16 protein-coding genes and 2 pseudogenes are annotated in these 22698 nt (G+C 71.0%); 6 read left to right on the top strand and 12 right to left on the bottom strand.

The features are described from left to right. Positions 1 to 53 precede the first annotated feature (53 nt). Positions 54 to 914: a GNAT family N-acetyltransferase gene (locus Ato02nite_RS08540; RefSeq protein ID WP_213005869.1), complete on the bottom strand. Its 861-nt coding sequence runs from the start codon at positions 912 to 914 to the stop codon at positions 54 to 56. Positions 915 to 1016: 102 nt separating this feature from the next. On the opposite strand from Ato02nite_RS08540, the gene Ato02nite_RS08535 reads away from it, so the two are divergent. After that, on the top strand, positions 1017 to 1562 hold the full coding sequence (locus tag Ato02nite_RS08535; RefSeq protein ID WP_213005868.1) for a CGNR zinc finger domain-containing protein: 546 nt from the start codon (positions 1017 to 1019) through the stop codon (positions 1560 to 1562). A gap of 111 nt (positions 1563 to 1673) precedes the next feature. Here Ato02nite_RS08535 and nhaA read toward each other — a convergent pair whose 3' ends face one another. After that, positions 1674 to 2957, bottom strand: a complete 1284-nt coding sequence (nhaA, locus tag Ato02nite_RS08530) for a Na+/H+ antiporter NhaA (RefSeq protein WP_213005867.1) — start codon at positions 2955 to 2957, stop codon at positions 1674 to 1676. Positions 2958 to 3040: 83 nt separating this feature from the next. Beyond that, positions 3041 to 4390, bottom strand: coding sequence for an FAD-dependent oxidoreductase (locus tag Ato02nite_RS08525; protein WP_213005866.1), 1350 nt, complete (start codon positions 4388 to 4390; stop codon positions 3041 to 3043). Positions 4391 to 4523: 133 nt separating this feature from the next. On the opposite strand from Ato02nite_RS08525, the gene Ato02nite_RS08520 reads away from it, so the two are divergent. Further along, positions 4524 to 5393: an SDR family NAD(P)-dependent oxidoreductase gene (locus Ato02nite_RS08520; RefSeq protein ID WP_213005865.1), complete on the top strand. Its 870-nt coding sequence runs from the start codon at positions 4524 to 4526 to the stop codon at positions 5391 to 5393. Further along, positions 5383 to 5970 (top strand): TetR/AcrR family transcriptional regulator, encoded by a 588-nt coding sequence (locus Ato02nite_RS08515; protein WP_213005864.1) that lies wholly within the window; start codon positions 5383 to 5385, stop codon positions 5968 to 5970. The genes Ato02nite_RS08520 and Ato02nite_RS08515 overlap by 11 nt, the downstream gene beginning before the upstream one ends. A gap of 12 nt (positions 5971 to 5982) precedes the next feature. Here the strand turns inward: Ato02nite_RS08515 and Ato02nite_RS08510 are convergent, their stop codons facing one another. Beyond that, the gene (locus Ato02nite_RS08510) at positions 5983 to 6906 is read right to left on the bottom strand and encodes an NADP-dependent oxidoreductase (RefSeq protein WP_213005863.1); all 924 of its coding nucleotides are present in this window, start codon (positions 6904 to 6906) and stop codon (positions 5983 to 5985) included. 107 nt (positions 6907 to 7013) lie between these two features. Here Ato02nite_RS08510 and Ato02nite_RS08505 point away from each other — a divergent pair, with 107 nt between their 5' ends. Beyond that, entirely contained in the window at positions 7014 to 8216 is a 1203-nt protein-coding gene (locus Ato02nite_RS08505) for an alpha/beta fold hydrolase (protein WP_213005862.1), read from the top strand. A 742-nt stretch (positions 8217 to 8958) separates the two neighbouring features. Here the strand turns inward: Ato02nite_RS08505 and Ato02nite_RS08500 are convergent. The 5 genes and pseudogenes from Ato02nite_RS08500 to Ato02nite_RS08480 all read right to left on the bottom strand — a co-directional run bounded on the left by Ato02nite_RS08500 (position 8959) and on the right by Ato02nite_RS08480 (position 14410). After that, a complete protein-coding gene (locus Ato02nite_RS08500) occupies positions 8959 to 10311 on the bottom strand; it encodes an FUSC family protein (protein WP_213005861.1) in 1353 nt (450 codons plus the stop codon). Between the two features lie 131 nt (positions 10312 to 10442). Further along, complete coding sequence (locus Ato02nite_RS08495) at positions 10443 to 11510, bottom strand: ABC transporter permease (RefSeq protein WP_213005860.1); 1068 nt, start codon at positions 11508 to 11510, stop codon at positions 10443 to 10445. After that, positions 11507 to 12403, bottom strand: coding sequence for an ABC transporter ATP-binding protein (locus Ato02nite_RS08490; RefSeq protein WP_213005859.1), 897 nt, complete (start codon positions 12401 to 12403; stop codon positions 11507 to 11509). Before Ato02nite_RS08490 ends, Ato02nite_RS08495 begins: the two co-directional genes overlap by 4 nt. A 79-nt stretch (positions 12404 to 12482) precedes the next feature. After that, a pseudogene (locus tag Ato02nite_RS08485) lies at positions 12483 to 13136 on the bottom strand (response regulator). Continuing rightward, positions 13133 to 14410 carry a sensor histidine kinase gene (locus Ato02nite_RS08480; RefSeq protein WP_213005858.1) on the bottom strand — a complete coding sequence of 426 codons (1278 nt, stop codon included), beginning with the start codon at positions 14408 to 14410 and terminating at the stop codon, positions 13133 to 13135. The pseudogene Ato02nite_RS08485 and the gene Ato02nite_RS08480 overlap by 4 nt, the downstream one beginning before the upstream one ends. A 209-nt stretch (positions 14411 to 14619) precedes the next feature. Between Ato02nite_RS08480 and Ato02nite_RS08475 the strand changes: the two genes are divergently transcribed. Both Ato02nite_RS08475 and Ato02nite_RS08470 read left to right on the top strand, forming a co-directional pair. Next, on the top strand, positions 14620 to 15384 hold the full coding sequence (locus Ato02nite_RS08475) for a histidine phosphatase family protein (RefSeq protein WP_213005857.1): 765 nt from the start codon (positions 14620 to 14622) through the stop codon (positions 15382 to 15384). After that, positions 15368 to 16216 carry an NAD(P)H-hydrate dehydratase gene (locus tag Ato02nite_RS08470; protein ID WP_213005856.1) on the top strand — a complete coding sequence of 283 codons (849 nt, stop codon included), beginning with the start codon at positions 15368 to 15370 and terminating at the stop codon, positions 16214 to 16216. Before Ato02nite_RS08475 ends, Ato02nite_RS08470 begins: the two co-directional genes overlap by 17 nt. Here the strand turns inward: Ato02nite_RS08470 and Ato02nite_RS08465 are convergent. The 3 genes and pseudogenes from Ato02nite_RS08465 to Ato02nite_RS08455 form a co-directional block, all read right to left on the bottom strand. Further along, a complete protein-coding gene (locus Ato02nite_RS08465; RefSeq protein ID WP_213005855.1) occupies positions 16206 to 17897 on the bottom strand; it encodes a ThuA domain-containing protein in 1692 nt (563 codons plus the stop codon). The two genes, Ato02nite_RS08470 and Ato02nite_RS08465, sit on opposite strands and share 11 nt — an antisense overlap. A 20-nt stretch (positions 17898 to 17917) precedes the next feature. Further along, positions 17918 to 20658, bottom strand: a pseudogene (locus Ato02nite_RS08460) (PQQ-dependent sugar dehydrogenase). A 250-nt stretch (positions 20659 to 20908) separates the two neighbouring features. Further along, positions 20909 to 22648, bottom strand: coding sequence for a helix-turn-helix domain-containing protein (locus Ato02nite_RS08455; protein ID WP_213005854.1), 1740 nt, complete (start codon positions 22646 to 22648; stop codon positions 20909 to 20911). Between the last annotated feature and the right edge of the window lie 50 nt (positions 22649 to 22698).

Raw genomic sequence — 22698 nt, 5'->3', positions numbered from 1 at the left:
GGTGTGATGTGGATTACATGGCGTTGCGCCGCTGACGACGCGTCGCCGAACGGTCAGGACGGGACTGGCGCCCGCACGAGTATCGCCCGGCTGTAGAGCAGGTCGAAGCCCCGGCGCTGGGCGTTCTGCTGCGACCGGGAGCCCGGCTGGACGACGATGGTCGCGATGTCGCAGCCGGCCGCGGTGGCGTCGGCGACCCGGGCGGCCAGCAGGGCGCTCTGGACGCCGCGGCGCCGGAAGGCCGGTGCGGTGCCGGCGCCGGTCAGCTGGGCGATGCCGTCGGCGACGCGCATGCTGCCGCCGCCGGCCGGAACCCCGTCGAGGGTGGCCAGGTAGCGCCGCATCAGGCCGGCGGTGTCCCGCTCGGCGTTCTCCAGGATCTCCCGGGGAAACTCCTCCGGCCACGGCACACCCTGGGTGTCCGGGTGCAGCGTGGCCTCGACGACGACCTCCAGCCAGCCGTCGAAGTCGTCGTCACCGATCGGGCGGACCTCGACCCCGGCCGGGGCGACTCGTTCGGCGTCGCCGCCGATGGCTCGGCCGAGGACGTTCTCGAACGACACCAGCCGGTAGCCCCGATCGGCCAGCAGCTCGAGAAGCGCCGGGTCGGCGAGGCCGGCCACCTCCGCCTGGACCGGCGCCGACCGATCGGCGAACGCGCGCTCGACCCGGTCGAGCTCGGCCGGGTCGGGCAGGCCGGCGAAGCCGAGACCGGCGATCTTGTTGATCGGCGAGTCGGGCTCGGCGTAACTGGCCACGCCGCCCGCGATCGGTATCGCGAAACCCGCGGAACCGCCTCGCCGGCGGCGGGCGGCGTCGTTCCACGCGGCGATGAGTTGGGCCTCGGCCCGCTCGATGCGCCCGGCGAGAGCGATGTCGCAGAACAGCGAATCGCGCGTGGTCGGCTCGGTCATCGTCGCCTCCTGGCGGAGCGTCGCACCTGCGGCGCCGCAACCACCGATACGGTTACACCGGTTACCGATTCGAGCAACCGATAAAACTTGTACGGTGGTTACATGAGGCCGGTCGGGCTCGAGGACGAGGAACTGCTCATCGCCGTGGCCAACACCGCGCACGGCGAACGGGACGAGTTCGCCGGCGCCGCCGCGATCCGCTCGTGGTGGCGTTCCACCGGAGCGCCGGCCCGCCGCGGTGTGGTGGCGCCCGAGAGCCTCGCGATGCTGCGGTCGCTGCGCCGTCTCATCCGCGGTCTCGCCCTGCGCAACAACGGCATCGAGGCCGATCTGGCCGGACCGACCGGCCTGAAGGCGCTGAACCTGCGCTTCGACCGGCCGGCCCAGCCGCTGCTCCGCGCCGACCCGCCCGGCGACCTCGCGCGCGACATCTGCGCCGCCACGGTCACCGCGCTGCTCCGGGCCACCGCCCGGCCCGGCTGGCCCCGGCTCAAAGCCTGCCGCGGTGACGACTGCCGCTGGGTCTTCCTCGACGGTTCCCGGAACACCTCGCGGCGCTGGTGCGACATGGCCAACTGCGGCAACCGCGCCAAGATGGCCACCTTCCGCGAGCGCCGGAGCGCGATGCCGGCCCGCCCGTCCGCCTGAACCCGGCGATCCCGCGAGGCCGTCCAGCCGGCTGCTCGGGATGCCGTACCTCTGGCTGCGTTTTCGCCTTTTCCCGACCGGCCGATGCCCTGCGCTCTTCCCCACCGATGATCAGGCCTGGTAGATGTCGGGGATGTCGTCGCGGTTGCGGTCGGCCCGCTCGGCCTCCCGGATGCGCCGGTAGACGCGGTTGCGGGCGCGCAGCACACCGGACGCCAGCACCGCCGCGATCAGCGAGCCGAGCAGGACGGCCACCTTCACGTGGTCGTCCTGCTCGCCGCCGGCGCCGAACGCCAGCTCACCGATGAGCAACGAGACGGTGAAGCCGATCCCGGCCAGCACGGCCAGGCCGGCCATGTCGATCCAGGACAGCCCGGAGTCGATCGTCGCCCGGGTGAAGCGCGCCGTCAGCCAGGTCGCGAGCAGGATGCCGATCGGCTTGCCGACCACCAGGCCGAGCATGATGCCGATCGCGATCGGATCGGTGATCGCCGAGGTCAGGCCGTGCAGCCCGCCGATTGCGACCCCGGCGGACATCAGCGCGAAGACCGGCACCGCGACCCCGGCGGAGATCGGCCGGAACCGGTGCTCGAAATGCTCGGCCAGGCCCGGGCCGGCCTCCGGGCCGCCGGCCCGTTCGGAGCGCAGGACGGGTACGGCGAAACCGAGGAGCACGCCGGCGACGGTCGCGTGCACCCCGGAGGCGTGCACGAACGCCCAGGCCGCGAAGGCCAGTGGGAGCAGCAGCCACCAGGACCGCACCCGTCGCTGCACCAGCACGGTGAACAGCGCCAGCGGCACCAGGGCCGCCGTCAGCGGCAGCACCGACAGGTGGTCGGTGTAGAAGATGGCGATGATCACGATCGCGAGGAGGTCGTCCACGACCGCCAGGGTCAGCAGGAACGTGCGCAACGCGGTGGGCAGCGACCGCCCGACCACGGCCAGCACCGCCAGCGCGAACGCGATGTCGGTCGCCGTCGGGATCGCCCAGCCCTCGACCGCGCCGCCCAAGTTGACCAGCGTGTACAGGATCGCGGGCACGATCACGCCACCGGCCGCGGCGGCCACCGGCACCGCCGCCCGCCGCGGATCGCGCAGGTCACCGGCCACGAACTCGCGCTTGAGCTCCAGCCCGGCGACGAAGAAGAAGATCGCCAGCAGACCGTCGGCCGCCCAGACCCCCAGCGACAGGTCCAGGTGCAGCACCGACGGGCCGACCGTGAACCCGACCAGTGCGTCGTAACCGCCGGACCAGGGGGAGTTGGCCCAGATCAGCGCGACCAGCGTGCCGGCCAGCAGCAACGCGCCGCCGATCGTCTCCTTGCGGAGCAGATCGGTGATGCGGCGGGCCTCACCCCAGGAGCCGGGGCTGAAGACGCGGGGTGTTTCACTCACGGACGGGCCAGCTTTCGGGGTCGGGGCAACCAATTGCCGACCAGACTTCCCGGCGCACCTCCGTTCACCGTACCGGACAGGTCCTAACTGTCGGCCGAGCAGATGTCGAGCATGTTCTCGCGGGGGACGACCTTGATCCGCTTGCGGCCGTGCGGCGCGCCGAGGCCGATCTCGTGCTCGTCCAGCCGCTGCCAGCCGGCCCACGTCGTGTACCGCAGACCGCGGCTGACCAGGTGCGCGAGGACGGCGTCCGGATCGCGGTCGGGCGCGGCCGGCAGGGCGTCCGCGTCCGCCAGCAGGCTGGCGATCGTCTCGCCGGCGTCACCCTTGGTGTGGCCGATGAGGCCGACCGGGCCGCGTTTGATCCAGCCGGTCACGTACATGCCGGGGATGTGCTCGCCGTCGAGGTCGAGAATGCGCCCGGCCGTGTGCGGGATGGTCCCGCTGCTGTTGTCGAACGGCAGCTCCGGCAGCGCCTGGCTGAGGTAGCCGACGGCCCGGTAGACCGCCTGTACCGGCCAGTCGGTGAACTCGCCGGTGCCGCGCACCCAGCCGTCGCCGGTCAGCTCCTGGGTCTCGGTGCGCAGTCCCGACACCTTGCCGTCGCCGAGGACGGCGACCGGGGACTGCAGGAAGTGCAGGTGCAGCCGGCGCGGGCGGTCCCGCGGATCGCGGACGGCCCAGTTCTGCAGGATGTCGACGCACATCTTCACGTGCCGGGTCTCGCGGATGGCGGCGAGGCTGCCCTCGTCGAACTCGATGCCCTCCGGGTGCACGATCACCTCGACGTTGGGCGACGCGTCGAGCTCGCGCAGCTCCTGCGGGGTGAACTTCACCTGGGCCGGGCCGCGCCGGGAGAACATGTGCACGTCGGTGGCCGGGCTGGCTTTCAGCGCCTGGTAGACGTTGTCCGGGATCTCCGTCGTCAGGAGTTCGTCGGCGGTCTTCGCGAGGATCCGGGCCACGTCGACGGCCACGTTGCCGGCCCCGATCACGGCGATCTCGGTGGCGTCGAGCGGCCATTCCCGCGGCACGTCCGGGTGCCCGTTGTACCAGGACGCGAAGTCGGCGGCCCCGTAGCTGCCGGGCAGGTCGATGCCGGGGATGTCGAGCGGGCGGTCCTTCTCGGCGCCGGTCGCGATGACCGTGGCGTCGTAGAAGCGCCACAGCTCGTCCTGCTTGACGTCCACTCCGTACTCGACGTTGCCGATGAACCGGATGCGCGGGTTGTTCAGCACCCGATAAAGGGCGTTGACCACCTCCTTGATCCGGGAATGGTCGGGCGCCACGCCATAACGAATCAGGCCGTACGGTGTGGGCAGCCGATCGAAGATGTCGACCGTCACGGTCTCCGAGCTCTTGATCAGGTGGTCGGCGGCGTAGACACCGGCCGGGCCGGTTCCGATGACGGCAACCCGCAGCGGGCGTTCCATGGTCGCGTTCCTCATTCGTTCGGAGACGTGCAGAGATCCCCATCCTAGTTAGGCATGCCTTACCTACATTAGGGCCCTCGTCACACCTGGCCGCGATTCTGACAGCACTGTCAATTGGTAGTACTCTCAATTCATGGAAACTCCCACGGCCGTCATCACCGGCGCCACCAGCGGACTCGGTGAACTTGCGGCGATCGATCTGGCCCGTCGAGGCTTCTCGCTGGTCCTTCTGGCCCGCAGCGCCGAGAGGGCCGACGCCACCGTCGCCCGGATCGAGGAGGCGGCACCGGGCGGCGCCACCGAGGTCGTTCTGGCCGACCTCACGGACCTGGACCAGGTGCGCCGGGCGGGCGAGCAGATCGCGAACGGGTACGCCCGCATCGACGTACTCATCAACAACGCCGGGCTGCACGCCTTCGCGCCGCGGACCACCCGGGCCGGGCTTCCGGAGATGATGGTGGTCAACTACCTCGCGCCCTGGGTGCTGACCTCGGTGCTGCGGTCGACGCTCATCGCCTCCGCGCCGGCCCGGGTCGTCACCGTGGCCTCCGAGGCATCGCGCCGGCACGGCGTGCTCACCCTGCCCGACGACCTGACCGATACCGCACCGTTCAACGCCCGGCAGTCGTCGGCGATCTACGGCCGGACGAAACTGCTGGACATCATGTTCTCGGCCGAGTTGGCGCGCCGGCTGTCCGGAACCGGAGTGACGGCGAACGCCCTCGACCCCGGCTTCAACGTCACCGGCCTCGGCCGCGAACTGCGGTTCGCCGCCGCCCTGGAGAAGGTTCTGCGGTCGCTCCGCGTCGGTGATCCACGGCGAGGCACCTCCGGAATAGTCCGCCTGGCCACCGACCCGGCACTGGCCGCGTGCACCGGCGGCTACTTCTCCGCCCGTACCGGAAAACAGCTGACCCCGGTGCCACCCGGCGCCGACCCCGCCGAGCAGCGCAGGCTGTGGGAACTCACCGAGCAGCTGGTGGGAGTCCCGCATGTCGGCTGAGTCCACCCCCGTGGGCCTTCGAGCCCGCAAGAAGGAGCAGATCCGCGCCCGTATCCGTACCGAAGGACTGCGCCTTTTCGCCGAACAGGGTTACGGCCCGACGACCACCGAGCAGATCGCCGCGGCCGCCGACATCTCGCCGAGCACGTTCTTCCGCTACTTCGCCACCAAGGAACGCCTCGTTCTCGCCGACGACCTCGAGGCAACCATGCTCACCGCCCTCGCCGAACAGCCCGCCCACGCGGCGCCGGTCACCGCGTTCCGCCAGGCCGTGGCGGCCGGGCTGGCCCGCCTGGAACGTGACCGGGAAGACCAGCGCCGCCGGCTGATCGACACCGTCCCGGAGCTCCGCCGAGCCCAGCTCGATGAGCTGAGGCGGGTAGTCACCGCGCTGGCCGAAGCACTCGTGGACCGGCTGCCGCCCGGCTCGGACCGGTTCGAGGCGCGCATCTTCACCGGTGCGCTGACCGGTGCCGTCCTCGCTGCTCTGCACGGCGAGCCGGCCGGTGTCGCGTCGGTCAACCAGGCCATCACCTACCTGGAGACCGGCTTCCCCCTCGCTCGCGCCGACACCTGACCCGGCCGTTGCTCAGCCCAGGGTCAGCACGAGCTTGCCGCGCAGGCCGCCGGCCAGCACGCGCCGGTGCGCCTCGGCCGCCTCGGTCAACGGCATGGTGGCCGCCACGCGGGTGCGTAGCAGCCCCGCCGCCACCTGTCCCACCAGGTCGGCCAGCAGTTCGCGGTCGAGCCGGATGAGTTGCACCTCCTGGCGCACACCACGGGCGGGAACGATCGGCGGCGTGGGCCGGGTGGTGACCACGACCCCGCCGTCCTCGACGGCGGCGGCCGCCGCCGCGCCGACCGGAACCGCGTCGAACACCGCGGCCACCGGCCCGGCCTCCGCCGGATCGGCCGAGCGGGAAACGACTTGGTGGGCGCCGAGACCGCGCACCCATTCCTCATCCCCGTCGCCGGCCTGGGCCAGGACGCGGTAGCCGCCCCGAACGGCCAGCTGGGTGACGAAGCCGCCGACACCACCGCCGGCCCCGGTGACCAGAATGCTGCCGACCGGGGACCCGCCCGCCGACACCAGTGCCAGCCCTTGGTGCGCGGTCTGTGCGTTCAGCGGCACCGTGGCCGCGGCTGCGAAGTCGAGCCCGTCCGGCAACGGCACCAGCCAGCCCACGTCGGCCGCCACGAATTCGGCGTAGCCGCCGGGCGCGCCCCGTGTCAGATACCACGGGATCATCCCGACGACGCGATCACCGACCTGGAACTGCTCCGCGCCGGGGCCGACCGAGGCCACCTCACCGGCGATGTCCCAGCCCGGCAGAAACGGCGGCGACACCGGCCCGCCGGGGATCTTCCCGGTGGTGGCCGCCACGTCGGCCGGGTGCACACACACCGCGCGGACCCGCACGAGCACCTGCCCGGGCCCGGCCGCAGGCTCGGGCAACTCGGTCACTCGCAACACTTCGGGCCCACCGAGCGCGATCGCGACGACACCCAACATCCGTCCACTCTAGACCCGCGCTGCGTCGCATCTGGATCGGCCGCCCCTTTGCCCGCAGGTGCGCCGGCTGGGCAGCGAGATCGTCATCGCCGCCGTACGATCCCGGGATGCGGCTGACCGACCATGTCATGACGGTTCCGCTCGACCATGACCGCGCCGACGGGCCCACCATCGAGGTGTACGCGCGGGAGATCGCGGCCGACGACGGCTCGGACCGGCCGTATCTGGTTTATCTTCAGGGCGGCCCCGGACACGAAGCGCCGCGTCCGTCCAGCCGGCCGATGTCCCCGTCGTGGCTGGGCCGGGCGCTGCGGGATTACCGGGTCGTCATGCTCGATCAGCGCGGCACCGGACGTTCCACGCCGTACGGGTCGCCCGGTCCGGACCCGACCGCGGACGCCGAATACCTTCGCCACTTCCGGGCCGACGCGATCGTGCGGGACGCCGAATGCCTGCGCGAACACCTGGGCGCTCGGCGCTGGACCCTGCTCGGTCAGTCCTTCGGCGGATACTGTGCCCTGCACTACCTGTCGGTGTTACCCGACAGTCTGCGGGAGGTGTTCTTCACCGGTGGCCTGCCACCGGTCGGGCTCGCCACCGACAGCGTCTACTCGGCGGCCTTCGAGATGACCCGGGTGCTGAACCATCGCTTTCACCGCAGGTTCCCGCGGGATGCCGCCCGACTCGCAGAACTACTCGACCGGTGCGACGCCGGTGAGATCCGCAGCCCCGACGGCGAGCCGATCTCCCGGCGTCTGATGCGTACCGTCGGCGCCGTACTGGGGATGAACGGTGGCGCGGAGAAGCTGCATCACCTGCTGGAGCTCGATTTCGCCGCGCCCGCCTTCCGGCATGATGCCGTCGCGATGATGCCGTTCGACGCCCGCAACCCGCTGTACGCCGTGGTCCACGAGTCCAGCTATGCCGACGGAGGTGCGACCCGGTGGTCGGCTGAACGCGTCCAACCGGAGGATTTCCGCGGCGAATCGCTCCTGCTGACCGCCGAGCACCTGTTCCCGTGGCACTTCGAGGACGTGGCCGGGCTACGTCCCTATCGTGCAGTCGCCGAGGCGATCGCCGAACATGACTGGCCGCGTCTTTACGACGCTGAGGTGCTGACCGGCGTCGACGTGCCCTGCGCCGCCGTGATCTACGCCGATGACCCGTACGTCACCCGGCAGTTCTCGGAGGAGACGGCCGACCTTCTACCTGGCATGCGCCGGTGGCTGACCGATGAGTACCTGCACAACGGCCTGGGCATCGCGGGCGATCACGTCCTCGACCGCCTGATCGGTCTGGTCCGGGACTGACCGGTGGGGTGGCCGGATCGGCCGGTCCCCGCGTCGCGCAGAGGATCTATGTCTAGACAGAGGTCGGGGTCGCGAGAATCAAACCCACTTTCCGGTACGGGCGACACCCTCGCCAACCGCAACATCCCCGACCGCCGCCACCCCGCAAGCAGCGTGCCACACCAGCATGTGCCGCGACCTTCGCGCAATGACCCACGCACTCAGCCCTCGCGCGGCAACGCCTTGCGCTGCTCACCCGTGCGCGCCGCTCTGCCCGGAAGGGTGTTTTATACGCGTTCGACCCATCGATGCCACGTCGTGCGCCCCGGCATCGCAGATCTTGTGGAGTTGCCGCTCTGTCCTCGCGGAAAGTCCACAAGATCGCGTCTGATCGCGCTGTCGGCGTAGGGCGTAGGCGGCATGTCATGTTCTTCTGATCACTGGGTGGTCAGGGTGGAAGTGCTGCCGGCCGGTGGGCGGGGTGGGTTGCGGGCTTGGGCCGGGTCCGACCGCAGCGGGCGCGCGGAGGGTGAGTTGCACCGGCCGGGACCGTGTGCCACGGGACTGAGCCGGCCCGTACGGAAAAAGGTTTGAAAGCGCACCGAAGTTGGGGCTGGGTTTCTGTCCTTTATGGACAACGGCGAGACCCCACCCGAGAAGATCTCTAGTGCTGCTCCGCCCCGGCCTGTTCGTGGGGCCGCGCGGCCCCACTGGCCAGTAGCTGCAGGGCGGCGTGGGAGGTGGAGTGGGTGGCTGAACGGTCTCAGCGGTCGGTCTCGGCCTTGGGGACCACTGCCTTCTCCCAGAAGCTCCGGACGACCGGTACGACCTCCGAGACCGCCGGGATGCCCGGGCCGGTTTCCCGGGTACCGACGGTGAGCGCCGGCGCCGACCGCTCCAGCGATCCCGTCATCCGGTCGATGTCGGTGATGATCGAGCCGGTCAGGACCAGCACCCCGGTGTCGTCGATCTGCGTGCGCATCTTGTGCAACGTCTGCCGGCGCACCTCGCGCAGGCCGTCGAGCAGGTCTTCCAGGGTGTCGGCGTCCTCGGTGGGGTTGGCGTCCGGGTCCGTCTCCAGGGCGGCGTGGGCGGCGAACGCCTCCGAGGCGGCCGCGAGCAGCGGTCCGATCTCGTCGGGTACGCCGGGGTGGTTCGGTGTCGCGGCGGCGTCGAACATCGACCGTGCCACCGAGTTGACCTGGTGCACCCCGTGCTCGAGGACGCGGAATGTGTGGTGCACCGGGGCGACCTCGGCGATCGGGGTGGTCAGTGACCAGCGGGCCTGCCGGTCGAGATCCTCCACGGCGTCGACCGCCTCGCCGAGGGTCTCGCCGAGCGCCCGGGACCGCGCCAGCCACTGGGTGGCCTGGTCCCGGCCGTACCCGCGGGCCGCACCGGCCCCGAGGTCGCCGAGCAGTCGCGCGATCTCGGTGGACAGGTACGCCAGCTTGCAGTGCGCCCGTTCCAGCGGCGTCATCCCGCCGACCAGCGGCGACAGAATGATGCCGATCACGATGCCCAGGCCCGTCGCGGCGACCCGCTCCCAGGCGACCGTACCGGTGACGGTGCTGCTGGCGACCAGGACGCCCAGTGAGGTCGCCGGCACGGTGACCGCACCGTCGCCCAGGCGCAACAGCCGGCCGACGATCAGCCCGCACCCGGCGATCATGGCGATCGACACCGGGCTCGGGCCGAAGGCACCCCAGACGCTTACCGCGAAGCCGACTCCGGCGAGGGTGCCGACCAGTCGCCGGGTGCCCTCCCGCACCGAGGCGTGCGAGCTGAGATGCACCGACAGGATCGCCGAGATCGACGCGGTGACCGCGCCGACCAGATGCAGCGTCTCGGCCGCGAACCAGGCGATGCCGGCGGCGATCGCCGCCACCAGGACGGAGCGAATGGTGGCGGCGTCGGTCCGCTCGTACCACCGGCCGGCCACCCGGCGCAGGCCGGCCGGTAGGCGCGGTCCCATCCGGTCGAGCACGGCCCGGCCGGCGGCCTCGACGACCGGCTTGACCTTGCGCCGCAGCACCGCCGCGAGCACCGCGCAGAGCACGAGGCTCGCGGCGACGATCGTGATCGGGTTCGCGGACTCGACGAGCGACTGGGGCAACGCTGCGGCTTCCTCTTCACGGCGGCTGGTCCGGTCGCGAAAAGTATCCTCAACTGCGCAGCACCAAATGTCGCAAATACAGTAATTGTGACGGGCGTCGCGGGTGTGTACTTTTGGGGAATATGTCGAGGTCAGCCGGCCGTCGAGCGAGTCTTCCAGGCCGCCGCGATCGAGGTCCGCGTGTTGGTGCGGAGCAGCGAGCCCTCGTAGATCCGGGCGCCGACCGCGAGCAGCAGGGCCGCCGTGACGGCGACGATCCCGAGCGCCACGAACGGCTCCCAGCCCGCCGCGTCCTGCTGGAAGATCCGGATGGGCATGGCCATGGGCGAGGAGAGCGGGACGTAGGAGAGCACCGTCAGCGCGGCCGGGTTGTCGCGCAGGAAGATCACCGCGAAGAACGGGATGAGTACGACCATCTGCGCGGTTCCGGAGGTGCTGCCGAGGTCCTCCTGCCGGGCGGCGAGCGCGCCCACACCGGCCCAGATCGTGGCCAGCATGACGAAGCCGAGCACGAAGAACGGCAGGAACCAGCCGAGCGCCGGCGCGATGACGTCGAGCAGGCCCGCGTCGCTGCCGGTCACTTTCAGCCCCACCACGGTCACCACCGCCAGCAGCGCGATCTGGGCGAAGGCCAGGATGGACATGGCGGCGACCTTGCCGGCCAGCAGGGCCCGGGGCGACACGCTGGAGACCAGGATCTCCACGATCCGGGTCGCTTTCTCCTCGACCACGCTCTGCGCGATCTGCAGACCGAAGAGGAGCGAGGTGAGGTAGCAGAGCATCGCGATCGCCAGCGGCACGAGGATCGCCAGCGCCGGGTTGTACGGGAGCTCGTCGAGCAACTGCACCTCCGGCGCCGTGCTGAGCGCCTCCACCACCTCGTCCGGCCTCTCGTCCAGGGCGATCACGCCGGGCCCGGGCACGACGGCCGCCTCCACGTCGCCGTCGCGGACCAACCGTTCGGCGGCGGCCGCGTCCGGGACCTCCACGATCGCGAAACCGGCCTGCCGCAGCGCCTGGCCGGAGCCGCTGTCGGCCACCGCGACCTTGGTGGGACCGCCGTCGAGGAGGGTCGGAATGGCGATCGACGCGATGATGATGAGGAGGAAGGAGACGGTGCTGAACAGGAACGCCTTGTCCCGCAGCTTGGCCCGGATCTCGCGGCCGAGGACCAGCCGGGCGGCGGCGAACGTGGTCACTTGATCACCTCTCGGAAGATTTCGGCGAGCGAGGGGCGTACCGGCCCGAACGACCGGACCTGGCCGTGGGCCAGCGCGGCCCGGAGTACATGCTGGTCGTCGGTGCCCGAAGCAAGCTCCACGACCGCGTGTGCGCCGTCCAGGTCGACGATCGTGACGCCGGGCTCATCGCGCAGCCAGCCGGCGTCGGCATCGACCTCGATCGCGTACCGGGGAAGGGTGTGCCGGCCGCGCAGCTCGTCGCGGGAGCCGGCGGCCCGGATGTTGCCGTCCGCGATGATCACCAGGTCGTCGCAGAGGCGCTCGACGAGTTCCAGCTGGTGGCTGGAGAAGAGCACCGCGGCCCCGGCGGCGGCCCGCTCCCGCAGCACCGCGACCACGGAGTCGGCGGCGAGCGGGTCCAGGCCGGAGAACGGCTCGTCGAGCACGAGCAGCTCCGGGTCGTGCACCAGCGCCGCGGCGATCTGCACCCGCTGCTGGTTACCGAGCGACAGCTTCTCCACCGGGTCACCGGCCCGCGGGCCCAGCTCCAGGCGGTCCAGCAGGGCGGTGGTGCGCCGGCGCGCGTCAGCGGCGGTCAGGCCGTGCAGGCGGGCCAGGTAGACCACCTGGTCGGCGACGGTCATCTTGGGGTAGAGCCCGCGTTCCTCCGGCATGTAGCCGAAGCGCTGCCGGGCCTGCCGGGTGACCGGCACGCCGCGCCAGGTCACGGTGCCCGAGTCGGCGGCGAGCACGCCCAGGATGATGCGCATGGTGGTGGTCTTGCCGGCGCCGTTCGCGCCGACGAAGCCGGTGAGGCGCCCGGCCGCCACGGAGAAGGACACGTCCTTGAGGACCTGCCGGTCACCGAACGACCGGTCGACGGCCCCGACTTCGAGCACGGTGGTGGTCATGGGATCAACGTAGGCGGGACGGACCGGGTGCGTCGTCCGGCCGGGGGAGGACCCGGCGGGGTCCTCCTCGCGGATGACCTCACGTCCCGGGGCGGACCACCCCCAGCTCGTACGCGAGCACGACGGCCCGAGTCCGGTCCCGGGCGCCGAGCTTCATCAGCACCCGGCTCACGTGCGTCTTCACGGTGGTCTCGCCGAGGTGCAGGCCGGCCGCGATCTAGGCGTTAGTGGCACCCCCGGCCAGCAGCACCAGCACCTCGTGCTCGCGCGGGGTCAGCTCGTCGAGCCGCACACCCGGCTCCGGGACGCGGGGCCGGGGCGCGGAGAACGCGGCGATCACGCGCCGGGTGATCGCCGGGGCGAGCAGCGCGTCCCCCGCGGCGATCACCCGTACCGCCTCGATCAGCGCCTCCGGAGTGCCGTTCTTGAGCAGGAACCCGCTCGCACCGGCCTGAAGCGCCTCGAACAGGTAGTCGTCGTGGTCGAACGTGGTGAGGATGAGCACCGACGGGCCGCCCTCCGCGGCGATCCGGCGGGTGGCCTCCAGCCCGTTGACCTCCGGCATCTCCACGTCCATCAGCACGACGTCGGGGCGCAGCCGGAGAGCCAGCTCCACCGCGGCCTCGCCGTCGGCGGCCTCGCCCACCACCGTCATGTCGGGCTCCATCTCCAGGATCACCCGGAAACCGGTGCGTACCAGTTGATGGTCGTCCGCGAGAAGGACCCGGATCATTTGCTGGCCAGCTCTCGCGCGTACGGGATGCGGGCGCGCACCCGGAAGCCGCCGCCGGAGCGTGGGCCGTACTCCAGCGTGCCGCCGTGGATGGCCACCCGCTCCCGCATGCCGATCAGGCCCATCCCGCCGATCGTCGCCGGGCCGCCCCGGCCGTCGTCCGAGACGTCGATCTCCAGCTCCCGGGCGAGGTAACGGATCCGGACGTCGAGGGCGGCGGCGCCGGCGTGCTTGAGCGTGTTGGTCACGGCCTCCTGCACGATCCGGTACGCGGCCCGGGACACCGATTCCGGCACGGGCACCGGCTCGCCGTACACCCCGAATTGGGTTCGGACGCCCGCCTGCCGTGCGCTCTCGACCAGATCAGCGGCGTGGTCGAGGTCGACGCCGGTCACGGCGTCCTCGGCCGGGCCGGACGGGGCGCGCAGCGCGCCGAGCATCCGCCGGAGCTCGTCGACCGCCGTCCGGGCGCCCTCCTCGATGGTGGAGAGCGCGTTGCGGGCCCGGGCCGGGTCGCGGTCCAGCGCCCGGCGGCAGGCGGAGGCCTGGATGCCCATCACCGACACGTGGTGGGCGACGACGTCGTGCAGCTCGCGGGCGATCCGGACCCGTTCGCCGATGACCGCGCGCTCCTCGGCAACGCCCTGCGCGGCACGTAACTCGGCGGCCTGGGTCTCCAGCCGGTGCTGCCGCCGGGCGCTCTGCCACACCGCATCGCCCATCAGGTAGCCGAACCCGAAGAAGCCCACGTTGACGATCGTCAGGAACACCAGGAACGACCAGATGACCGGCAGCTCACCGGAGGCGCCCGGATGCCGGCCGGCCATGATCTCATCGTGCGACATCACGAACGCGACGTTGAGCCAGAGGAACATCGCCGCGATGATCCCCAGGCGCAGGACGCGGGAGCGGCGCCGGTTCCGGCCCCAGGCGCCGAGGGTGTAGATGGCGGCGAAGAGCGCACCGGAGGCGATCTGCTGCTCCTGGGCCAGCCGGAGCTGCCCGCCGATGAAGGCGAGGGCGACCACGACGGCCACCAGCTCGGGGTGTTTGCGGCGCCAGGCGAGCGGCAGGGTGGTGGCGATCGACCACGCGATCTGCTCGGCGACGCCGGGAGCCCGCTCGGTCGCCAGCACGCCCGCGCTGCGGGTGACGACGACGTTGAGCATGGCAACGGCGACCACGCCGAGACCGATCCAGAGGTCCGCCCGGCGCTGCTCGGCCGTCGGCCTGGGCCGTTCCCATTCCTCCGCGTTCATGGTTGGACGGGTCATGCGCTGAGGAAAGCACGGCCGGACGACCCTTGTCAGTCCTGGGGTGCGGCCGGCGATCGATGCGGCGAGCACCCGAGCGAACACTTTCGTGGCGGGGTCACGGGCCATGGTCAGTTTGTGGGGAAACGAGATGGGCAATGTCTGGCGGACCCTACTTCGTGAGGAGTGAATTTCCGTGGCTGCCATGATTCGCGGGACCGGTGATCGCCATGCGACCTGATCAGAAGCTTGCGGGCGCTCCGATCCAGGACCCGCTGAGGTGGCTGGCCGTGGTGCGGCACGGGCAGAGCACCGGAAACGTGGCCGCTGAGGCCGCGGAGGCCGCCGGCGCCGAGCTGATCGACATCCCGGAGCGGGACGCCGACGTGCCGCTGTCCGACACGGGTCGCGAGCAGGCGACGGCGTTGAAGGGCTACTTCGACCGGATGCTGGCCGACCGCCGCCCCACCATCGCCGTGCTGTCGCCCTACCTGCGGGCCCGCGAGACCGCGCAGATCGCGCTGGCCGACCTGCCGGTCCAGGTGCGCGTCGACGAGCGGTTGCGCGACCGGGAACTCGGCGTTCTCGACCTGCTGACGGCCCGCGGCGTCGCGGCCCGGCTGCCGGACGAGGCTCGGCGGCGGGCCCGGCTCGGCAAGTTCTACTACCGGCCGCCGGGCGGCGAGTCCTGGTCCGATGTGCTGCTGCGGCTCCGCTCGCTGTTGCGTGATCTGCGCGCGGATCAGCCGGACGGCCGGGTGGTGCTGTTCGCCCACGACGCGCTCGTGATGCTGACCAGATACCTGGTGGAGGATCTGGACGAGGCCGCACTGATGGCCATCGCCCGCGAGGTCACCATCGCCAACTGCTCGGTGAGCACGTGGCGGCGGACCGAGGGCAAGCTGATGCCGGAGACCTTCAACGACATCCGGCATCTGGTCGTCGAGGACGCACCGGTGACCCGGCAGGAGGCCGTCGATGCCCGGCGTCACTGACGAGCAGGTGATCACGCCGCACCTGCTGCGGCGCTGGCCGCTGCCCGAGCCGGGCGGCGACAAGCAGTCCCGCGGCACCGTCCTGGTGGTGGGCGGCTCCCGGTTCAACCCGGGCGCCGTCCTGCTGGCCGGGGTGGCCGCACTGCGGGCCGGCGCCGGCCGCCTGCAACTCGTGGTGGCCGACGAGAGCGCCGTCCCGCTGAGCATCGCCGTACCGGAAGCCCGGGTCCTCGGCCTGCCGGCCGAGGACGACGGGCCGCCCGAGGAGGTGCTGGAGCTGGCCCGCGACGCCGACGTCGTCGCGATCGGTCCGGGCCTGGACGACATCGGGCAGACCACCGAACTGATGCGGACGATCCTGGGCGCGGCGGGGGAGGACGCGGCGGTCGTGCTGGACGCGTACGCGCTCGGCGCCCTGAGCAAGGAGCCCGGCCTGCTCCGGCAGCGCCGGGCGGTGCTCACCCCGAACGTGACCGAGGCGGCCCACCTGCTCGGCCGCGACCCCGGCGACGACCTGGCCGCGGCCGCCCGGGAGCTGGCCGGTCGGTACCGGGCGGTGGTCTCGCTTTACGGCCACATCGCGGACCCGGACGGCTCGGCCTGGCGCGAGGAGAGCGGCGACGCCGGGCTGGGCACCTCGGGCAGCGGGGACGCCAGGGCCGGCATCGTCGCCGGCCTGCTCGGCCGCGGCGCCGACCCGGCTCAGGCCGCCTGCTGGGGCGCCTACACGCACGCCGTCAGCGGTCAGCGACTGGCGCCCCGTTTCGGCCGCACCGGCTTCCTCGCCCGCGAACTGGTCGGCGAGGTGGCCTACACGATCGCTACGGTCTGACCGCCGACGGTGGTGGAGACCACTTCTGGTTGGCGGCGCCCAGGCAGTCCCAGATGTGGATCTGCTGGCCGTCGGTGGATTTGACCTCGGAGACGTCCAGGCATCGTCCGGAGCGGGGGTTCTGGACGGTGCCGTCGGCTTGGGCGGTCCAGTTCTGGGCGGCGCTGCCGTTGCAGGTCCACAGCTGGGCCTTGGTGCCGTTGGCGGTGCCGCCGCCGGCGACGTCCAGGCACTTGCCGGAGCTGGGGTTGCGCCACACCTGCCCGCTGACCGACCACCGCTGGGCGCCGGTGTTGTTGCAGGTCCACAGCTGGATCTTGGTGCCGTCGGCGGTGCCGGCCCCGTTCACGTCCAGGCACTTGCCGGCAAAACCGACCACTGGTCCGGCGCCGGTCAGCTCCTTGATCCGCACGTTGCGGAACGACACGTGGTCGGCGTCGCCGTGGTTCTGGAGGCCCACGTAACCGGCCAATGAGCGTACCGGATCGGGGTTGGTGAAATCGTTGATCTTCGATCCGTTGAGGAAAACTTGCAAGTGCTCGCCCTCGACCCGGATCTCGTAGGCGTTCCACTCGCCGGGCGGATTGAGCGCGGCGTCGCGGGCGGCGATGTCGGCGGCCTGGAACCCGTAGATCGAACCGGTGGTGTGGTCCGGGGTGTCGGTCGCGTCGATCTGGATCTCGTAGCCGTTGTCGACCGCCGACCACGGATCGGTAGAGGCGGGGAAGCCGACGTAGACGCCCGAGTTGTCGTCGCCGGTCATCTTCCAGTCCAGCTTGAGCGAGTAGTCGGTGAACTGCCGGGCGCTGTACCAGAACAGGCCCATCCCGCCGGTGGAGGACAAGGTGGCGTCGGCGTTGGTGAAGCTGCCCGGACCGGCCTGCGACCAGCCCGCGGTCGAGCCGTTGTAGAGCGGTGCGTAGCCGGTCTCGGGCCGGCAGTCGGCGTGCGAGCGGCCGGCCGCGTACCGGATGCCGCCCAGCAGCATGCGGCGGAAACCGTCATCGGCGTACGACTCGATGGTGTGACCGGCGCCGGTGTAGAAGGAGCGGCCGGAGTCCAGGGTCTTGCACCAGATGTGCGGATGGTCGGTGCCCATGCCGCCGCCGGAGTACGACGACTCGTCGAGGGTGGCCAGCACGTGCGCGGTGTCGCGGACGTTGGTGCGGAAGTTGTACCACTCGTCGGTGCGGTTCCAGGTCTGTGGCAGATGGGCGGTGGCCGCGGTGGCCCGGTCCTCGATCCGGACCGCGGCCGGCTGGATGGCCGGATGCGAGGCGAACCACGCTCCGACGAGTTGGCCGTAGAACGGCCAGTCGTATTCGGTGTCGGCGGCGGCGTGCACACCGGCAAAACCACCCCCATTCCGGATGTACGCCTCGAAGGCCGTCTGCTGCGTGGCGTCGAGCACGTCGCCGGTGGTGTTGAGGAAGACGACCGCCTCGTACTGGTTCAGACCGGCCGTGGTGAAGGCGGCGGCGTCCTCGGTGGCGGTCACGGTGAAGTTGCCGGCGGCGCCGAGCTCGCGTACGGCCTGGATGCCGGCCGCGATCGAATCGTGCCGGAAGCCGGCGGTCCGGCTGAAGACGAGTACGTCGTAGGCCTGGTCGGCGGCCGACGCGGGAGTGGCGGGGACGATCATGGCGAGGGCGATGAGAGCGGTGCCCAGAAGTTTGCGCATGCGGCGCTCCTCACGGGGGATCACGGCAAGATCCACTTTTGGTTGGCGGCGCCCAGGCAGTCCCAGATGTGGATCTGCTGACCGTCGGTGGATTTGACCTCGGAGACGTCCAGGCATCGCCCGGATGGGGGGTTCTTGACCGTGCCGTCGGCCTGGGCCACCCAGTTCTGGGCGGCGCTGCCGTTGCAGGTCCACAGCTGGGCCTTGGTGCCGTTGGCGGTGCCGCCGCCGGCGACGTCCAGGCACTTGCCGGAGCTGGGGTTGCGCCAGACCTGGCCGCTGATCGTCCAGTTCTGCGCGGCCGTGCTGTTGCAGGTGTACAGCTGGATCTTGGTGCCGTCGGTGGCGCCGCCGCCGGCGATGTCCAGGCACTTACCGGCGAAGCCGGCCACGGAACCGGTGCCCGTGGTGGTGAACGTGAACGCGTCCACGTCGAACAGTGCCCCGGCGCCGCCGGCGAAGGTCAGGTACAGCGTCTGGGTGCCGCCGGGCGGCGCGCTCATCGCACCGCTGACGTCGGTGAACACCTCCCACGAGCCGGTCACCGGCACGGTCGCCGAGCCGAGCACGGTGCCGGTCGGTGAGCCGGCGCGAATCTGGATGGTGCCGCCGGCCCCGGCCGAGGAGACGCGGGCACTGAACCCGGTCGCGTTGACCAGCTGGTACGGATCGAACGAGATCCAGTCGCCGTTGTCGATGTTGCCGACCGTCCGGCCGCCCTCGGCCGGCGCCTTGGCGAAGGTGGCGATGCCGGACGAAGCCTTGAAGTGCTCGGCCTGCCGGTGCCGCGGCTGCAACGTGTGCTGGGTGTGGGTGATCAGGCCGCCGGAATCGGTGTACTCGGCGTCGAAGATCGCGAAGATGTTCGCGGCCGCGTCGTGCTCCCCGTCGACCGGGATGGTGATCGACCCGGTGCAACCGGTGGCCGAGGTGATCTGGTGGCCGTGCTGGTCGTGACCGAGCACGTAGGTCATCTTGACCCGGGTGCAGTCGATCGTCGTGTCCTCCGGGTCGCTCACCACGATCGTGTAGGGCACGGTGTCGCCGAAGCTCACCAGCCGGCCGTTGCCGGGGGTGGTGATCCGTACCGTCGGTGCGGTGTTGCCGACACCGATCTGCACCCCGCCCGTCCCGGTCGCGCCCTGCGGGTCGGTCACGGTCAAGGTCACGGTGTACGCCCCATCGGCGGTGAAAGTGTGCGACGGGTTCGCCGCGGTCGACGTCGAACCGTCGCCGAAGTTCCAGGCGTAGGTCAGCGCCCCGCCCTCGGGGTCGCTGGACCCGGCGGACGAGAACGCCACCGTCAGCGGCGCCTGGCCGGACGTCACGCTCGCACCGGCCACCGCGGTCGGACTGCGGTTGCCGCCGCCGACGTAGTCGTAGCGGTACAGCGCCGAGTTGGCGTCGCCGTTGAAGTAGCCGGTGCCGTAGTCGAGCACGTACAGCGAGCCGTCCGGTCCGAACGCCATGTCCATGACCTGCTTGCCGTTCCACGGGAAGTCGGCGATCTCCTGGATCGAGCCGTTCGCGTTCAGATGGATCGGCTTGATCCAGCCGCGGCCGAACTCGCCGGCGAAGAAGTGCCCGTCGAGTGACTGCGGGAACTTGGTGCCGGCCGGGTTGGCGGCGTCGTAGTGGTAGACCGGGCCGGCCATCGGCGACTCCGACCCGCCGCCGAACTCGGGCGGGCTGCCGGCGTCCCCGGCGTAGCGGATCCAGGCGGGCTGGGCCGGTGGGAGCGTGGCCAGGCCGGTGTTGCGGAACGAGTTGTTGGTGGGGCCGCCCGCGCAGTCGTACTTGGCGCCGGCGGTGTTGCCGGCGAAGTTCCATTCGGCGTACGTCTCGGCGCTGGTGTTGGTGCCGGTGCAGTAGGGCCAGCCGAAGTTGCCGGGTGCGGTGATCCGGTTGAACTCGACCTGCCCGGACGGTCCGCGCCCGGAGCTCGCACCCGCGTCCGGGCCGTAGTCGCCGACGTAGACGGTGCCGGTCGCCCGGTCGACGCTCATCCGGAACGGGTTGCGGAAGCCCATGGCGTAGATCTCGGGGCGGGTCCGGGCGGTGCCGGGCGCGAACAGGTTGCCGGCCGGCACCGCGTACGTTCCGTCGGTGTCGACTTTGATCCTGAGGATCTTGCCGCGCAGATCGTTGGTGTTGCCTGCGCTGCGCTGGGCGTCGAAGGCCGGGTTGCGGTCGGTGCGTTCGTCGATCGGGGAGTACCCGTCGGACTGGAAGGGTTGCTGTCGTCGCCGGTGGACAGGTACAGATTGCCGGCCGCGTCGAAGTCGATGTCGCCGCCGACGTGGCAGCAGATGCCGCGGCTGGCGGGCACGTCGAGGATGGTCTTCTCGGCGCTGAGCTTCCAGTCCGCGGTCAGGGTGAAGCGGGACAGCCGGTTGACGCCCTGCCAGGCCGAGAAGTCGGCGGCGCTGTCCGGCGAGTCACCGGCCGGCGTGCTCAGCGGCGGCGCGTAATAGAGGTAGATGAACCGGTTGGTGGCGAACCCGGGGTCGACCCCGACGCCCTGCAGGCCCTCCTCGTCGTGGTTGTAGACCGGGAGCGTGCCGACGACGCCGGTGGTGCCGGCGGCGTCGGTGCGGCGCAGCGTGCCGTTGCGGGCGGTGTGCAGCACCGACCGGTCGGGCAGCACCGCGAGGCTCATCGGCTCGCCGACCTCCGGCTCGCCTTTGGCCAGCGTGACCTGCTGAAAGTCGCCGGCGTTGATCTCGTGGGCGGCCGCCGGGGCGGCCATGAACACCGACATCGTGACGATCGCCGCCGCGGTGGCGGCAACGGCTTCTCGAAGGACAAACACGATTGTGGAACCCCTTCCTGACTGGGAGAGAAGTCAGGCGGGGCGCGCGCCGTCGCGCCCGCTTCCACCCCGGACCGCACGGCGACGAGTCCGAGATGGATAGACCAAGGTGTATGCACACCGTATGACCTACGCCACATGCTGTCGATATCTTTTGAAGATTCAGTAAGAACTTTTGCCCTGAGGAACAAAAGCCCGCTTACTGGCCCAGTTGAGCGCGCAGATCGTGGAGCCGGAGTGCCACCTGCAGCTGCAGGGCCCGATCGGGATCGCGCCAGCCCTTTCCGAGGATGTTGTCGACCCGGTCGAGTCTCTTGAGCAGGGTGTTCACGTGCACGTGGAGCGAGGCGGCGGTCCGGGTGACGTTGCCGGCGTTGCCGAAGTAGGCCGACAGGGTGGCCACCAGTTGCGTCGACCGTCGGGTGTCGTGGGTCAGGAGCGGTTCCAGCGCGTTGTCGAGGAACCGGTGCAGGTCCGTCGCGCGCTCGGTGTCGAACAGCAGGGCGAACATCGCGTACGACTCGGTCGTGGCCCCCTGGTCGGTCACGCCCAGGATCCGCATGAGGTCACAGCATTTGCCGGCGATGTCGAACGCCGGTCCCCAATGGTGGCCGGTGACCGCCTCGGCCACGACTCGTACCGGCGATCCGAGCTCCCGGCGAAGGCGACCGTGCACCGTTTCGGCGAGCCGGGCCGGATCCGAAGCCGTGGCGAGCAGTGCGGCGCGGCCGAGATGTTCGCCGGCCAGCCCCTTCCATTCCGCGGACAGGGCGTAGAGGCGACGGCTGACCTCCGGCACGGTCCTCGTCTCGGACTGCGCGACGACGATGACGTTCAGCGCGGTGAGGTCGATGCCGCGGGCGTGCGCCCGGGCGCGCTGGGCGGGCGTCACCGGTGGCGCGGAGACGAGCAGTTCGGTCAGCAGCTCGCCGCTGACCCGTTCCTCGGCTTCCGCGACGGCGGTCTCCTTGAGGATGAGCAGGCCCATGATCTGAGCCGCGCGCTCGAGGGTGCGGGTGTCGACCGGGCTGGGCTCCTGGCGCCGGGTGAGCAGGAGCGCGCCGAGGTGGGTGTCGCCGGCCTGGATCGCCGCCGCGCTGTGCCAGAGGCCGGTGCTGTCGGTGGTGGTCGCCCACCGGCCGGACTGACGGGCCTGCTCGACCGCGTCCGGTGACGGCCGCTGCGCGGTGTTCCCGGTTTCCGGGTCGAGCGAGCATCGGGCGGTGACGGCGCCGGCCCGGTCGAAGACCGTGACCGCACCCCGCAGGTGGTCGACCAGCAGCCGGGCGATGTCGTCGGCGCCGCCCCCGGTCAGCACCACCCGGGTGAGCGATTCGTGAACGGCCTGGGCTCGCTCCATCATCGCCACCTGGCGCTCGATGGTGCGAAACGCCGCCCGGCTCTCGTCGTACAGCCGGGCGTTGTTCAAGGCGATGGCCGCGTGGTCGGCGAAGGCGCTGAAGAGCGCGACCTCGTCGGGTTCGAAGGGCCGTTCGGTGCGGTCGGCGGCGAACAGGACGCCGATCACCTCCTCACCGACCAGCAGGGGTACGCCGAGCAGCGCGACCATGCCTTCCGGAATGACCAGGCCGTCGAACGTCCGGTCGTGCGGTACGTCGCCGGCCTCGAGGTAGTTGCTGACCCAGGCCGGGGCGCCGGTGGCGATGACCAGACCGCCGACGCCGGTTCCGGACGGGACGCGGGCATGGTTGAACGCCGAGGAGATGGTGCCCTCCGACGCCTTCAGCGTCAGCTCGCCGTCCGTCCCGAGCAGCGAGAGGTACGTGAAATCGGTGCCGATCAGCTCGTGGGCCTGGTGAACGATCGAGTCCAGGACGGCGTCCAGTTCCCCGAGGGCGGTCAGTGACCGGGCGGTCGCATACAACGAGCTGAGCTCGCGCTCCCGGCGGATCCGGTAGGACGTGAGATCGACGTTCATCGTCGGCCTTCCCCTCTTGGGGTGGATGCCTACCCCACCGATTTGCTCCG

The sequence above is a fragment of the Paractinoplanes toevensis genome (genome assembly GCF_018332695.1).
Taxonomy (GTDB): Bacteria; Actinomycetota; Actinomycetes; order Mycobacteriales; family Micromonosporaceae; genus Actinoplanes; species Actinoplanes toevensis.
This window is presented reverse-complemented; position numbering and strand designations above follow the sequence as displayed.

Coding starts and splice junctions, on each gene's coding strand:
- Ato02nite_RS08540 (WP_213005869.1), bottom strand. CDS start 914: ATGACCGAGCCGACCACGCGCGATTCGCTGTTCTGCGACATCGCTCTC.
- Ato02nite_RS08535 (WP_213005868.1), top strand. CDS start 1,017: ATGAGGCCGGTCGGGCTCGAGGACGAGGAACTGCTCATCGCCGTGGCC.
- Ato02nite_RS08525 (WP_213005866.1), bottom strand. CDS start 4,390: ATGGAACGCCCGCTGCGGGTTGCCGTCATCGGAACCGGCCCGGCCGGT.
- Ato02nite_RS08520 (WP_213005865.1), top strand. CDS start 4,524: ATGGAAACTCCCACGGCCGTCATCACCGGCGCCACCAGCGGACTCGGT.
- Ato02nite_RS08515 (WP_213005864.1), top strand. CDS start 5,383: ATGTCGGCTGAGTCCACCCCCGTGGGCCTTCGAGCCCGCAAGAAGGAG.
- Ato02nite_RS08510 (WP_213005863.1), bottom strand. CDS start 6,906: ATGTTGGGTGTCGTCGCGATCGCGCTCGGTGGGCCCGAAGTGTTGCGA.
- Ato02nite_RS08505 (WP_213005862.1), top strand. CDS start 7,014: ATGCGGCTGACCGACCATGTCATGACGGTTCCGCTCGACCATGACCGC.
- Ato02nite_RS08490 (WP_213005859.1), bottom strand. CDS start 12,403: ATGACCACCACCGTGCTCGAAGTCGGGGCCGTCGACCGGTCGTTCGGT.
- Ato02nite_RS08480 (WP_213005858.1), bottom strand. CDS start 14,410: ATGACCCGTCCAACCATGAACGCGGAGGAATGGGAACGGCCCAGGCCG.
- Ato02nite_RS08475 (WP_213005857.1), top strand. CDS start 14,620: ATGCGACCTGATCAGAAGCTTGCGGGCGCTCCGATCCAGGACCCGCTG.
- Ato02nite_RS08470 (WP_213005856.1), top strand. CDS start 15,368: ATGCCCGGCGTCACTGACGAGCAGGTGATCACGCCGCACCTGCTGCGG.
- Ato02nite_RS08465 (WP_213005855.1), bottom strand. CDS start 17,897: ATGCGCAAACTTCTGGGCACCGCTCTCATCGCCCTCGCCATGATCGTC.
- Ato02nite_RS08455 (WP_213005854.1), bottom strand. CDS start 22,648: ATGAACGTCGATCTCACGTCCTACCGGATCCGCCGGGAGCGCGAGCTC.